The 13963-nt window shown below is 69.3% G+C and carries 9 protein-coding genes; 2 read left to right on the top strand and 7 right to left on the bottom strand.

Annotation, left to right across the window (positions count from 1 at the left end; all coding sequences use genetic code 11):
- Window positions 1-236: 236 nt before the first annotated feature.
- Genes ABT304_RS29310 through ABT304_RS29340 form a run of 7 tightly spaced genes read right to left on the bottom strand, consistent with a single transcriptional unit; the run spans window position 237 to window position 11544 of the window.
- The gene (locus ABT304_RS29310) at window positions 237-1148 is read right to left on the bottom strand and encodes an endo-beta-N-acetylglucosaminidase H (RefSeq protein WP_350720767.1); all 912 of its coding nucleotides are present in this window, start codon (window positions 1146-1148) and stop codon (window positions 237-239) included.
- A 12-nt stretch (window positions 1149-1160) separates the two neighbouring features.
- The gene (locus ABT304_RS29315) at window positions 1161-4136 is read right to left on the bottom strand and encodes an alpha-mannosidase (protein WP_350720769.1); all 2976 of its coding nucleotides are present in this window, start codon (window positions 4134-4136) and stop codon (window positions 1161-1163) included.
- Window positions 4136-7264, bottom strand: a complete 3129-nt coding sequence (locus ABT304_RS29320) for a GH92 family glycosyl hydrolase (protein ID WP_350720771.1) — start codon at window positions 7262-7264, stop codon at window positions 4136-4138. Before ABT304_RS29320 ends, ABT304_RS29315 begins: the two co-directional genes overlap by 1 nt.
- Window positions 7261-8499, bottom strand: a complete 1239-nt coding sequence (locus ABT304_RS29325; protein ID WP_350720773.1) for an AGE family epimerase/isomerase — start codon at window positions 8497-8499, stop codon at window positions 7261-7263. Before ABT304_RS29325 ends, ABT304_RS29320 begins: the two co-directional genes overlap by 4 nt.
- Entirely contained in the window at window positions 8496-9359 is an 864-nt protein-coding gene (locus ABT304_RS29330) for a carbohydrate ABC transporter permease (RefSeq protein ID WP_350720775.1), read from the bottom strand. The genes ABT304_RS29325 and ABT304_RS29330 overlap by 4 nt, the downstream gene beginning before the upstream one ends.
- Window positions 9359-10276 (bottom strand): carbohydrate ABC transporter permease, encoded by a 918-nt coding sequence (locus ABT304_RS29335; protein ID WP_350720777.1) that lies wholly within the window; start codon window positions 10274-10276, stop codon window positions 9359-9361. Before ABT304_RS29335 ends, ABT304_RS29330 begins: the two co-directional genes overlap by 1 nt.
- Window positions 10273-11544, bottom strand: a complete 1272-nt coding sequence (locus ABT304_RS29340) for an ABC transporter substrate-binding protein (protein WP_350720779.1) — start codon at window positions 11542-11544, stop codon at window positions 10273-10275. Before ABT304_RS29340 ends, ABT304_RS29335 begins: the two co-directional genes overlap by 4 nt.
- Before the next feature lie 138 nt (window positions 11545-11682).
- On the opposite strand from ABT304_RS29340, the gene ABT304_RS29345 reads away from it, so the two are divergent.
- Both ABT304_RS29345 and ABT304_RS29350 read left to right on the top strand, forming a co-directional pair.
- Window positions 11683-12705 carry a LacI family DNA-binding transcriptional regulator gene (locus tag ABT304_RS29345; RefSeq protein ID WP_350720781.1) on the top strand — a complete coding sequence of 341 codons (1023 nt, stop codon included), beginning with the start codon at window positions 11683-11685 and terminating at the stop codon, window positions 12703-12705.
- Between the two features lie 36 nt (window positions 12706-12741).
- Window positions 12742-13932, top strand: a complete 1191-nt coding sequence (locus tag ABT304_RS29350; RefSeq protein ID WP_350720783.1) for a glycoside hydrolase 5 family protein — start codon at window positions 12742-12744, stop codon at window positions 13930-13932.
- Window positions 13933-13963: the final 31 nt, after the last annotated feature.

Genomic DNA, 13963 nt, shown 5'->3' on the forward strand with positions numbered 1-13963 from the left:
AGGGCGTCGATGCCGTCGGCTAGATCCTCGCGGGCATTCCTAACTGAGGCACCGACCACCTTTCGCGGGCATCTTGACATGAGGCACTACGGGACCGCGAAGCGGCCGGCGAAGCCGGCGGCCGAAGGCCGTCCTTGACTCCGGGGACGATCGAGAAGACCCTCCCGAAAGGGTCGGCGGCCAAGCTTGCGGCAGCGGCGGAACACCAACCCTTTGAGAAAGCCCAAATCCGAGTCTCACCCCGTGTAGACAGTCCCCTTGCCGTACAACGCCCGAGTCACAGAAGACAGATACCCACTCGCATCAGCAGACCCGAGGTTGTAGGTGTTGAAGACTCCGTAACCCTGAGAGACCGTACGAGAGGCGAGCGAAGCGGCGGTCGAGGCGGACGTGCCCTGAATGTTGATGGCAGCCGGAGCCAGCGACGCCTTGCCGAGACCAGGAACGTCAGGCACACCCCAGGTCCCGTAGTAGGGGTTCCAGGCGTAGTCGAGCAGGTCACCGGCGTTGACCCCGCCGTACGAGAGCCGCGAAGCGGACGGCCCGATGAAGTAGAGCGTGATCAGCTTGTCCGGAATCCGCGAGCGCAGTGCTTCGAGGAGGTAGACGAAGGAGAAGTCGTTGGGCTGGCCGGTCCCGTTGGCACCGTAGTTGGACCACTCGTCGTCGAAGTCGATCCCGTCCAGGCCGTACCGGGTCACCACCGCGGCGAGCTGGTCGGCGAACGCCTCGGCGGCGGCGCGGTCGGGGAAGTTGGCGAACCCGGCGCCCTGGTGGTTGCCGAGCACCGAGAGCAGGATCTTGATGCCCTTGGCCTGGGCCGGGCGGATGTGTACGTCGGCGGCGTCGAGCTGCGCCTGCACCTGCGGGTTGTTGTAGAGGTAGGCCCGCTGGCCGTCGTAGTTGATGTTCGCGGCGAAGATCAGGCCGATGTCGAAGACGTTGCCGCCTCCGGCGAGCTCGTACTTGGCGACGTTGCCGACGCTGTAGTTGTTGACCTCGACATAGCCGGTCATCAGCGTCGGCGACGCGAGCGGGCGCGCCGCGTTCGCCGCCGTGGCCAGACCGGTGACCACACCGGTGGCACCGATGGCGGCCGCTCCGGCACCGAGGAGCATGCGTCTGCGTGAGATGTGGGGAAATGACATGGCTGATCTCCTTTAGTTGCGGTGGAACCTCAGGGTGCGGACCTCCAAGGCACCGAGACTGAGCGCGACGACACCGCCGTCGGCGCTCACCTCCGCGATCGGGTCCTCCACGAGCGAGATCTCTTCGACCCGCCCGAAGCTCTCTCCGACGCGCAGCTCCCCCTGCGTACGCGCGCCAGTCGACTCGTAGACACGCACGACCAGGTCGCCGGAGCGGTCGGCGGCGAGCTTGACGCTTGAGACCACCAGGCCCTCCCCGGAGACGGTCACCAGCGGCTCGACCGCACGGGCTCCCGACACCGGACGGGCAGGCGTGTTGAGCGCCGCCCCCGCCTCGGTCGCGGTCTCGACCGAGGCGCCGATGACCAGGCCATAGCGGTGGGTCTGCACGCCCTGGTCGGTCTCCGGGTCGGGGAAGCGGGGCGCGCGCAGCAGCGAGAGCCGCACCTCCGTGGTCAGGGCCGAAGGACGGGTGACGTCGAAGCCGTACGTCGAGTCGTTGACCAACGCGACCCCGAAGCCGGGCTCCTCGGCGAGCACCCAGCGGTGCATCGAGGTCTCGAACTTCGCCGCCTCCCAGGAGGTGTTGGTGTGGGTCGGGCGGCGGTGGTAGCCGAACTGCGTCTCGGCGAGGGTCTGCTCGGCCTTGACGTCGAGCGGGAAGGCGACCTTGAGGAACTTCTCGGTCTCGTGCCACTCGGTGCTCTGCGAGATCTCCAGCACGCGCGACGCCGGCGCCAGCGACAGCACCTGCGTGGTCGAGGAGTCGGCCGAGATGGGCCGATCGACGACCAGCCCGTCGGGCATCACCGAGATCGAGGTGACCTCGCGCAGGTCGGTGACCCGGTTGCGGTAGAACCGGTCCACGTCCCAGGCGTCCCACATGTTCGGGAAGTCCTGGTGGAGCTGGAGCAGGTTGGCCTCGGCCCCGGCCGGGATCGCGTCGCGCCCGGTCGCCAGATCGAGCGCCGAGGTGATCAGACCCTCGGCGGAGACGGTGACCCGGACGATGCCGTTGTCCAAGACGTACGTCCCGTCCTGCTCGACCACGGAGACCGCCGCCACGGGCTCGGCCGCCGTGACCGCACCCGAGCGCCCGTCGGCACGCAGCGCGACCGTACCCTCGCCGGCGAGCGCGGTGACCGCCCGGTCGATGAGGGCGGTGGCGGCCTCCGCGACCCGGGCATAGTGGGCAGCTGCCTCGCGGTGGACCCAGGCGATCGAGGTGCCCGGCAGGATGTCGTGGAACTGCTGCAGCAGGATCTGCTGCCACAGCGCGTCCAGCTCGTCGTAGGGGTAGTCGGCCAGGCCACGCAGAGCGGCGGTGGCCGACCACAGCTCGGCCTCGACAAGCAGGTGCTCGCAGCGCCGGTTGCCCTGCTTGGTGAGGTGCTGGGAGGTGAGGGTGGCGCGGTGGAGCTCGAGGTAGAGCTCGCCGACCCACACCGGCGGGTCGGTCAGCTCCTCCCGGGCTGACGCGAAGAAGTCGTCGGGGTGTCTCCAGGACACCTGGGCGGAGCCCTCCAGATCACGGAGCCGGCGGGCCTTGCCGGCCATCTCGCGGGTGGTGCCGCCACCGCCGTCGCCCCACCCGACCGGGGCGATCGACCCGGTGGCGAGCCGGTTCTCGCGGAACTGGCGCGACGCCTTGGCGACCTCCTCGCCGGAGAGCCGGGAGTTGTAGGTGTCCATCGGCGGGAAGTGGCTCAGGATGCGGGATCCGTCGATGCCCTCCCACTCGAAGGTGTGGTGGGGGAACTTGTTCACCTGGTTCCAGGAGATCTTCTGGGTGAAGAACCATTCGAACCCGGCCCGCTTCATCAGCTGCGGCAGGGCCGGCGAGTAGCCGAAGGAGTCCGGCAGCCAGACGCCCTTGCAGCGGATCCCGAACTCGGACTCGAAGAACCGCTGGCCGTAGAGAAACTGCCGCACCAGCGACTCCCCCGACGGCATCGTGGTGTCCGACTCGACCCACATGCCACCCAGCGGGATGAAGCGCCCCTCCGCGACCGCGGCCTTGACCTTGGCGTAGACCTCGGGGCGGTGCTCCTTGAGCCACGCATACTGCTGGGCGCTCGACATCCCGTAACGGAAGTCGGGGTCCTCGCCGAGCAGCTCGGTCATCGAAGAGGTGGTCCGGGCGACCTTGCGGATCGTCTCGCGCACCGGCCACAACCAGGCCGAGTCGATGTGGGCGTGGCCGATCGCGGCGATCTGGTGGGCGGAGTCGTGCGAGGTCGCCTCGAGCACCCCGGTCAGCACCGAGCGGGCCGAGGCCGCCGTCGCCGCGATCCGCTGCAGGTCGACCCGGTCGAGGGCGTCGTCGATGGCCTGCAGGATGCGGAACTTACGCGGCCCCTCGGGCAGCTCGACCTGCAGCTCGTGGAGCGTCTCCAGGTCGAGACAGAGCTCGAATACGTCCTGCTCGAAGACGGCCAGCTCGATCCGCCGGGTCGTGTAGAGCTTCTTGGGCGAGGAGGTCTGGATGTCCCCTTCCTGGGTGGGCAGGAAGGGGTGGTAGTCGAGCAACACCGGGTTGGCCGCGGCCTCCAGGAAGAGCTCGACCTCCTCACCGCCGACGGCCTCCGACGCCACCAGCACCCACTGGTTGCGCGGGTTGAGGCTCTTGATCGGGCTGGGTTCGCCGGTGAGGGCGTCGGGTGTGTAGACCAGCCCCTCGCACTGGAAGCCGGGCATGTTGACGTCGAAGCCGAGATCGCAGACCAGCTCCACCCGCCTGCCGGCCCACTCCGCGGGCACGGTCCCGGTGATCCGGAACCAGGTCGTCCCCCAGGCCGGGCCCCAGTCGCCACCGACCTCGAAGGGCTCGTAGGTCAGGGCCAACCCGCCCGCGGGAGGGATCGGCTCGCCCGGAAGCTCGTGCCACTCGACGCTCACCGGCGCCGCCGTGGTGTGGACCGCCGGCCACAGCCGCTCCTTGAGGACCCGGCTCACGCGGCCTTCGGTGAGGTGTACGTCGTCGTGCATCAGTGCTCGTCCTGTCTGTTCTCGAGGTCGTCTTCGATGAGCTCCAGCTGCGTGAGCACGCAGTCGGACAACGCGGTGAACCGTACGGCGCCCGCCACGACCGGGTCGCCGCGCCTGATCCGGAAAACCCTGGTCTGACCAGCCCAGACGTACGTCTCGGTAACCCGCTCTTCGCGGGCCACAATCGCGCGGCCGGCATCGAGGAATTCCAGTCCCCAGGCCAGGTCGCCCGGCTCCGCGGAGGTCACGGTATAGAGGGAGAGCCGCCGCTCGCCGACGAGCGGGACCTCCACCTGCTCCCCCGCCCTCAGCGCGATCGTGGTCTCGCCCGTGTCATCGGTCAGCGAGCCGGGAACCACGACGGTCGTGTCGGACACCGGCAGCCCGGGCGCGATCCGCGAGGCTGAGGGTGGGCGGGAGTCCTTCGCCCATCCGCACGGCACCTCGGAAAGCTCGGTGACCAGGTGGGCGCCGGTGACCAGGCGGGCGTGCGGAATGGAGATCTCGTCCCAGGGCGCACCGTCGAGCATCACCGAGCGGATGTATCCACCGGTCCCGACCGCCTCGATCACGATCTCCTTGCCGCCGACCGGCCGCAGCACGGTCCGCTGCACCGACGGCGGCACGATGACGTAGGACGCGGAGCCGGGCACCAGCGGGTAGAGGCCGATGGTGGCGAAGACGTACCAGGCCGACATCTCGCCGTTGTCCTCGTCACCGGGATAGCCCTGGCCGAGGTCGGAGCCGACGAAGAGGCGGGCGAGGCACTCGCGGACGATCCGGTGGGCGTCGTCGTGGCGCCCGGCGAACATGTACATGAACGGGATGTGGTGGGCCGGCTGGTTGGAGAGGCCGAGCATCCCCATCCGTACGTCCCGGGCCTCCGTCATCTCGTGGATCGCGAACCCGTAGTGACCCGAGAGCGATGCCGCGCCGGTCTCGGGACGCGCGAAGAAGGCCTCCAGCTTCGCACCGAGAGCCGCCTCGCCGCCGTACAGCTCGGCCAGCCCGGCGCCGTCGTGGGGCGCGGTGAACGCGGTCCCCCAGGCGTTGGTCTCGGTGTAGTCGTGACCCCACTCGTCGGGGTCCCAGTGCCCGTTGCTGGCTTCGCGCCACTCGCCCGCGGGTCCGCGACCGATGAAGAACCCCCGCTCGCGGTCGAACACCGTGCGGTATCCGAGCGCCCGCCGCGCGAAATACTCCTCCTCCGCCGCAAGGTCCTCCCAGGTCCGGGGTAGTCCAGGGAGTTTCCGACCGTTACTGGCCGGTAGATCGACGGAATCTCCCTGGACTACCCCAACCTCACGCAACGTCCGGGCTAGCCGAGAGATCGACCAGTCGTTGATCGCGTTGTCCAGGGTCCACGACATTCCCTCGTGGGTGTCGGTGTCGATGTAACCCGTGAAGATCCCGCGCCGCAGACCCTTGCGCCCGACTCGTGCGTCATCGGCGGGCACGGTCGCGTTCTTCAGCGCCGAGGCGTACGCGGTCTCCAGGTCGATCCCGGGGACGCCCCGCAGCGCCAGGTCGGCGAGGACCGTGTCGAAGGTGGTGCCGGTCATGCAGTCCTCGGCGGCCGGAGCGCTCCAGCGCGGGGTCCAGCCACGGTCGCGGAAGTGCTCGACGAAACCTTCGGCGAGGGAGCCAGCGCCGGCCGGGTCGAGCAGCGCGAGCAGCGGCCAGGCGGTGCGGTAGGTGTCCCAGAAGCCGTGGGTGACCGTCATCGGTGCGTGCCTGACGGTGGTCAGGTCGTAGGGCGAGGTGTGCGCGTGCGTGGGCCCCTCGCCATAGCGGTTCGGGTAGAGGAAGAGCCGGTAGAGGCCGGAACGGATCGAGACCAGCTGGTCCTCGCTCGCCCCCTCGACCTCGACGGTCGCCAGCGCCTGCTCCCAGGCCGCGCGCGCCCGCGCCGCCATCTCGTCGAAGCTCCCGGCAGCCTCGAGGTTGGCTGCCGCCTGCTCGTCGCTGACGGTCGAGATCCCCAGACGTACGTCGACCGCCCCGGCACCGTTCAGCGCGATGTGGCCACGGAGCCGACCGGTGCCCAGACGCAGCTGGGAGGTCCCGGCGACGCGGAGGTGGATGTGCTGGGGAGGCTTGCCCTCGCGGTCGGTGAGGAGGGCGCGCACGATCGCCTCTCCCCGATTGTTCTCGCAGGTCAGCGACCGGATCTCGCCGTGGTGGTCGAGCACCAGCGAGCGGGCACCGGTGAACCGCATCCCGAGCGCGAAGTCACCGGGGACGAGCTCGGCGGTGACACCGCCGTCGAGCGTCACCGCGTAGCGGTGCGGCCCTGCCTCCTCGTCGGCGTGGTCGAACCCCAGCGCTCGCGCGCGCCGGTCGTCGTCGGGCTCGGTGAGCGGGCTCGGCATCAGCTGGAAGACCCCGTGGTCGCCCATCCACGGGCTCGGGATGTGCGAGGTCGCGAACGCCTCGATCGCGGGCCGGTTCGGTCCGCCGGCGGTGTCGCGGTTGTGCGCGTGCCAGGCGTAGGGCCAGTTGCCCATGTCGGCGTTCGTCATCGGCAGCCCGAAGACGCCTCCGTGGGGCAGCCCGACCAGCGGCGCGTTGTTGCCGCGCGAGAAGCGGTCGCTGGAGTGGGTCCCCCGGCGGATGTCGACCTGGTCGAGCGGCGCCGCAGAGAAGGGGCGGGCGGGACGTACGCCGACGTCATCGACCCACACCCGCAACGGCACCTCCGCGGCACGGACCACGACCAGGAGCCTTTCGATGCGCCGCCCGGCCAGCCCGGTCAGCGCCACTCGCCGCAGGTTCCACTGGTCGACCCACGCCCGCTTCCCCTCCCCCTGCGCAGCAGGCGTCAGCGCCTGCCTGTACTGGTCGACCAGCCCGACCTCGCTGAGCCGCCGCCCGTCGTCGAGCAGCCCGTCCAGACAGACATACGTCGAGTCCCATCGCCGCTCATCCGTCGACGCCGACTCCGGGAACACGACGAACCGCAGCTCGTCCCCGTCGGCCACCTCGATCGGCGCCTCCAGCGGAAGCTCGGCCTCTACCTCGCCTCCGCCAGGCGACACCTCGAGACACCAGGCGTCAGGCGACGAGTGACCGACGCCCGCTCGCGCGTTGACAGGGTCGACCGGCCCGTTCCCGAGAGTCAGGCTCACGCACTCCTCCCGCTGGTCGAGCCGACGGCGCCGGCGAAGCTGCCGCTCGCGGAGAGGAGGGGCAGGATCACGGTCTGGTAGGCGTGGTAGACGTCCGGCTTGCCCGGCCAGACTGTCGCGGAGGGCCGGTTGGACGGATCCAGCTCGTGATGCCACGAACCACCCTCCCTGTCGACCAGATGCTCCTCGCAGTAGGCCCACCAGCGACGTACGTCCGCCAAGGCATCAGCAGAACCGGTGTCACGGAAGAGCGTCCAGGCCGCCGCGACCGCCTCGGCGGCGACCCAGTGCATCCGCTCGCGCACCACGGGCTGGTCGGCGAAGTCGGTCGTGTAGACGAAGCCGGGCTCCCCATCGACCGACCACCCGCGCGAGGCCGCCGCGGCGAGGAGCGACTGCGCGTCCCCGAGCAGCCACGACGGAGCCTCTGCCCCGAGCAGGGTGCGCGCGTGCAGCGCCAGCCGCGCCCACTCGAAGAGGTGCCCGATGGTGACCCCGTACGGCCGGAACGGATGCCCCGGCTCATCGACGTTGTAGTCCAGCTCCACGGTCCATGCCGGGGAGAAGTGCTCCGGCAGCCGCCAGTCGTGCTCGCGCGCGAAGCCGTGCACGACCCGCTCCAGGATCCGCAGCGCACGCTCGAGCCAGACCCGGCGCCCGGTGACCTCGGCGACCGCGAGGAACGCCTCGACCGCGTGCATGTTGGCGTTCACGCCGCGATAGCCGTCCAAGGTGGACCAGTCGGCGCTCCACACGTCGAGGATCATGCCGTCGTCCTCGCGCCAGAACCGCTCCTCCATCACGCTCAGCGCGTCGTCGAGCAGCGCCTCCGCGTCGGGGTGCCCGGCGGCGTACGCGGTGGTGGCGGCGAGCACGACGAAGGCGTGGGCGTAACCCTCCTTCACGGTGCTCATCACCTCGCCGGTCTCCGGGCAGACCGCGGAGTGCCAGCCGCCGTTGTCGTCGTCATGGAGAAGCCCGGTCAGGGCGGCGACCCCGTGGGAAACGTACGCCGAGGCCCACCCCTCACCGCGCAGCTGCGCGAGCCCGAAGACGTGCGTCATCCGGCAGGTGATCCAGGTCTCGACGGGCCGGTCGGGAGAGAGCCGGCCGTGCTCGTCGAGCCACCCGAAGCCGCCGCCCTCGTGGCGGGACCCCCGCGCGAAGGTCAGCAGGCGCGAGGCCTCCTCCTCGAAGCGGGCGATCTCGGCGGTGGTCAGTTGCAGGTCGGTCATCCCTTGATGGCCCCTTCCTCGACCCCGCGGAAGAAGTAGCGCTGCAGCACCGCGAAGACGATCACGATCGGGACGAACGAGATCATCGTGCCTGCCGCGATCAGGCGGGGGTTGTTGGTGAATGTGCCCGACAGATACTGCAGGCCGACGGTCAGCGTGAGGTTCTCCGGGTCGGTCAGCACGATCAGCGGCCACAGGAAGTCGTCCCAGGCCCCGATGAACGCGAAGATCGAGATGACGCTGAGCATGCCGCGTACGCCGGGGAGGTTGACGTGGATCAGCCGCTGCCAGGCGTTGGCACCGTCCACCTTGGCGGCCATCTCGAGCTCGTCGGGGATCGCGGTGAACGCCGCCCGCATCAGCAGGACGTTGATCATCCCGATCATGCCCGGCAGCGCGACGCCCAGCAGGGTGTCGGTGAGCCCGAGCGAGCGGACCGTGACGTACTGGGCGATGATCGTCGCCTCGCCCGGCAGGATCAGGGTGGCCAGCAGCGCACCGAGCACCAGCCGGCTCCCGCGGAAGCGCAGCTTCGCCAGCGCATAGCCCGCCATCGTGGCCCCGACGACGTTGCCACCCACGACCAGGATCGCGACGATGATCGAGTTCATCGCGTAGTCGACGACAGGGACGACCTCGGCGACCTTGGTGTAGTTGGCGAACGTCGGGTCCTCCGGGATGAACCGCGGGGTCGCGGTGTAGATGTTCTCCTCGATCCCCTTCAGCGACGTCGACAGCTGCCAGAGGAACGGCAGGATCGTGATGACGAGCACGACCGCCAGCAGCGCGTAGCGCAGCACGACCTCGCCCGCGGACATCCGGTGGAAGGCGTACGACCTCTGCTTCCTGTTCTTCGTCATCAGCCGTCCTTCCTGTTGAGACGGACCAGCAGCACCATCGGGACCAGGGTGAGGACGAAGAGCAGCAGGCTCAGCGCGGAGGCGTAGCCGAGGTGGCCGGTGAAACCGGTGGAGTACATCTGGATCAGCATCACCACGGAGCTGACCCGGCCTCCCGGTCCGCCGGTGCCGCCGGTCATCACGTAGAGCTCGGAGAAGACCCGCAGCGAGGAGACCGTGATCAGGATGGTGATCAGCAGCATCGTGCCGCGTACGCCGGGCACCGTGATGCTCCAGAACCGGCGCACCGGTCCCGCGCCGTCCACCGCTGCCGCCTCGTGCAGCTCACGGCCCACGTTCCCGAGCGCGGAGAGGTAGATGATCATGTAGTAGCCCAGGCCCTTCCAGACCGTCAGGCTGATCGCGCTGAACAGCAGCAGCCAGCGGTCGGTGAGGAACGGCAGCGGCTCCTGGACCACCTTCAGCGCCTGCAGGATCGCGTTGATGGCGCCGCGGTCGTCGAGCATCCAGTTCCAGATCAGCGCGACGACCACCGCCGAGGCGACGACCGGCGTGTAGAACGCCACCCGGAAGAAGGTCAGGCCGGGCAGCTTCTTCTCCACCAGCACCGCCAGCAGCAGCGGCAGCATGGTGAGCAGAGGTACGCAGACCAGCATGTAGAGGACCGAGTTGGTCAGGGCGTAGACGAGCTGGTCGTCGTCAAGCATCCGCTCGAAGTTGGCGAGCCCGACGAAGTCTCCTCCGCCGAGCGGCTTCTTGTCGGTGAAGGCCATGTAGACCGTGTTCAGCGCCGGATAGAGGTTGAACACGCACAGCCACAGGGTCGCGGGCGCGACGAGCAACCAGGGCGTGAACCACTTGTGTTCACGCACCCGGCGGCTCATCCCGGTGGAGCCGGGCACGGTGGAGACCGTCACTGCGCCAGCAGCTTGTTGCACTCCTCGACGGCGTTGTCGAGGGCTTCCTGTGGCGTCGCGTCACCGCTGATGGCGAGGCCGATCTGCTGGTCGATGATGGTCGCCATCGCCGGCGAGACCTTCGGGTTGTTCGGGATGGCGGTGGTCAGGGTCTTCAGGCCGGTGACCTTCGCCTTGGCGGCGACGGTGCCGTCGTCCTCGCTGAAGTAGGGGTCCTCCTGCGAGGCGACCGTGCTCGGGTAGACACCCGGGGCCAGCTTGGCGAACTCGCGCTGGTTGTCCGGGTTGGTCACGAACTGGGCCAGCGCGTTCGCGGCGGCGAGGTTCTTGCTGTTGGCGTTCACGGAGAGGCCCTGGACGTAGAGCGGGCCGTCGCCGAAGGCCGGCGAGATCTCGGTGCCCTTCGCGAGGGTCGGGTTGGCCTCCTCGAGGCCGGAGATGTTGGAGCTGCCCGTGGTCCAGGCGGCCTTCTCCTGGTTGTAGAGCTCCGCGTTGCCCTGGAAGGTGTCGGTGAGGATGTCCTTCGGCAGCAGCCCGTCCGCATAGGCATCGGCGTACTTCTGGACGAGCTCGACGGCCTCGGGGGTGTTGAAGGTGAGCTCGGTGCCGTCCTCGTTGAAGATCGGTACGTCGGCCTGCTGCAGGTCGTTGAGGCCGGGCTTGCGGGTCATCAGGTAGACCTTGCCGCCGGACTTCTCCTTGAGCGTCCTGGCCTGCTCGATCAGCGAGTCGAGGTCGGTGGGCAGGTCGGCCGGGTCGAGCCCGTTCTCGGCCAGCATGTCCTTGTTCCAGTAGTTCACGTCGGTGCCGAGGTACCACGGGTAGCCATAGGTGCCGTCGAGGCCGTCGTACCGATAACCCTGGAGGCCACCTTCGACGAAGGTCCCCTCCAGGTCGACGTCGGTCTTCTCCAGGTCGAAGAGCTGGTCCTGCTGGGCGAGCGGAAGAGCGAAGTCCGGTGGCAGGTTGGTGACATCGGGAAGGTCGCCGGAGGACGCCTGGGTCAGGACCTTCTGGTCGTAGCCGTCGCCGGGCTGATCGAGCCAGGTGACCTCGACACCGGGGTTCTCCTTCTCGAAGTCGGCGATCACGCCTTCGACGTAGTCGGTGAACTTGGGCTTCAGCGCCCAGGTCTGGATCGAGACCTTGCCCTCGATCTTGCCATCGAGGTCACCGGCGGACGGCTCGTCACCGGCCCCGCAACCCGTCATCGCAGTGATGCCCATGGCCAACCCAGCGGCGACCCCCACCAACCGGCGTACGCTCATTTCTGGCTCCTTGCTGAAAGCTTTAGATAAAGCGGTTAAGTTCGGGCCGTACTATTCACCGAACGAGGTGTGCCGTCAAGGCATCCGTGTGAGGGGCGCCACAATCGCCTCCGGCCTCGTCCCAGGAAGGACTTGTCGATGGCACGACCCACGATCGCGGACATCGCCGAGCGCGCCGGCGTCTCCAAAGGCGCGGTCTCGTTCGCACTCAACGGGCGGCCGGGGGTCAGCGAGGAGACCCGGCGACGCATCCTCGCCGTCGCCGACGAGATGAACTGGCGCCCCCATCGCGCGGCCAGGTCCCTCGGCAACGCGCGCGCCGGGGCGGTCGGCCTGATCCTGTCCCGCCCCGCACGTACGCTCGGCCTCGAGCCGTTCTTCGGCCAGATCGTCTCCGGTCTGCAGGCCGGCCTGGCCGAGGACGGCACCGCGCTGCAGCTGCTCGTGGTCGAGGACCCGGAGGCCGAGATGGCCGCCTACCGGAACTGGACCGCCGAGAGGCGCGTCGACGGCTTCGTGCTCCTCGACCCGCTCATCGACGATCCCCGGTTCGCGGCGCTGGAGGCGCTCGAGGTCCCGGTGATGGTGCTCGGCGGGCCGCTCGAAGACACGTCGCTGAGCTTCACCTGGGCCGACGACACCGAGGCCATGCACGAGGCGGTCGACTACCTCGCCGCGCTCGGCCACCGCCACGTCGTCCACGTCGCCGGCATGCCGCAGTTCCTGCACACCAAGCGCCGGATGGACGTGCTCACCGAGGCCAAGGAACGTCACGAGCTGGCCGAGGTGGTCTCGATCCCGACCGACTACAGCGACTCCGAGGGGGCGGTCATCACCCGCCGCGTGCTGTCCCGGCGGGATCGGCCGACCGCGATCGTCTACGACAGCGACGTGATGGCCGTGGCCGGCCTGGGCGTCGCCCTGGAGATGGGCGTACGGGTGCCGCAGGACCTCTCCATCCTCTCCTTCGACGACTCGCTGCTGGCCCGGCTCACCCACCCCTCGCTGACCGCGCTGACGCGCGACACCCAGGGATGGGCCGCCGAGGCCGCCCGCGGGCTGCTCCGGCTGATCGCCGACCCGACCCTCGCCGTCCGGCACCAGTCGAGCACCCCGGTGCTCGTCCCGCGGGAGAGCACGGCTCCGCCCGCCGGACACTGATTGCTCCGGTTTACTTAATCGGTTTATATTGCGCGGGTGCCAGCTCTCCCGACGCCTTCCGCCCCTGCCCCGTTGCGCTTCGGCGCCAACCACGTGCCCTCATCCGGCTGGTTCTACTCCTGGCTCGACTTCGACGCCGACCAGATCGCCCGCGACTTCGACGACCTCGCAGGTCTCGGCCTCGACCACGTACGCATCTTCCCGGTCTGGCCGTGGATCCAGCCCAACCGCTCGCTGATCCGGTCCGCGGCGGTCGACGACGTGCTCACCACCATCGACCTGGCCGCCGCCCGCGGGCTCGACGTCTGCGTCGACCTGATCCAGGGCCATCTGTCCAGCTTCGACTTCCTGCCCTCGTGGGTGCTCACCCACCACCAGCGCTCGCTCTTCGGCCACCCCGAGGTGCGCGCTGGCCTGCGCACCTACGTCGACGCCCTCGCCGGCGCGGTCGCCACCCGGGACAACGTCTTCGCACTGACCCTCGGCAACGAGGTCAACAACCTGTGGCCGTCCAACCCGACCACCATCGCCGAGTCCCGCTCCTGGGCCCAGGAGCTCCTCGAGACCGCACGCACGGCCGCCCCCGGCCTGCTCTGCCTCCACTCGCTCTTCGACGACGCCTTCTACGCGTCCGACCACCCGTTCGGACCCGCGGACGTCACCACGCTCGGCGACCTCAGCACCGTGCACTCCTGGGTCTTCAACGGCGTCGGCGCGATCGACGCGCCCCTGGGTCCGGCCACGCTCACGCATGCCGACTACCTGGTCGAGCTCGCCGCGGCGTACGCCGAGCCCGGGCGCCCGGTCTGGCTCCAGGAGATCGGCGCTCCCCTGCCGGAGATCGGTCCTGACAGCGTGCGCGAGTTCGTCACCGGCACCGTCGACCACGTCGTCCAGAACCCGGCCCTGTACGGCATCACCTGGTGGTGCTCCCACGACCTGGACCGATCGCTGGTCGACTTTCCCGATCGTGAGTACGACCTCGGGCTCTTCACCGTCGACCACCGCCGCAAGCCTGTCGCCGAGGCGCTGGCGGAGGCGATCGCGGCGCACAGCGGCCCCCGCGCCGAGCCGGTCACCCGTCAGCGGATCGAGTGCCCAGTCGACCTGATCCGCGAACCCGAGCGCCGCGCCGAGGTCGCTCCCGGCAGCGACTTCCACCGCGCCTGGGTCGCCGCCCGGGTCGACGGCCCGGTCGAGATCGTCCCACCGACCCCCTCCTTCTGACCTTCGTCGGCGGTCTTCGTCGAGACCTCTT

The sequence above is a fragment of the Nocardioides sp. NPDC000445 genome (genome assembly GCF_040300245.1).
GTDB lineage: Bacteria > Actinomycetota > Actinomycetes > Propionibacteriales > Nocardioidaceae > Nocardioides.

What these genes read in the sequence shown, in the direction of transcription:
- ABT304_RS29310 (WP_350720767.1), bottom strand. Translation starts at nt 1,148, where the DNA reads ATGTCATTTCCCCACATCTCACGCAGACGCATGCTCCTCGGTGCCGGA.
- ABT304_RS29315 (WP_350720769.1), bottom strand. Translation starts at nt 4,136, where the DNA reads ATGCACGACGACGTACACCTCACCGAAGGCCGCGTGAGCCGGGTCCTC.
- ABT304_RS29325 (WP_350720773.1), bottom strand. Translation starts at nt 8,499, where the DNA reads ATGACCGACCTGCAACTGACCACCGCCGAGATCGCCCGCTTCGAGGAG.
- ABT304_RS29330 (WP_350720775.1), bottom strand. Translation starts at nt 9,359, where the DNA reads ATGACGAAGAACAGGAAGCAGAGGTCGTACGCCTTCCACCGGATGTCC.
- ABT304_RS29340 (WP_350720779.1), bottom strand. Translation starts at nt 11,544, where the DNA reads ATGAGCGTACGCCGGTTGGTGGGGGTCGCCGCTGGGTTGGCCATGGGC.
- ABT304_RS29345 (WP_350720781.1), top strand. Translation starts at nt 11,683, where the DNA reads ATGGCACGACCCACGATCGCGGACATCGCCGAGCGCGCCGGCGTCTCC.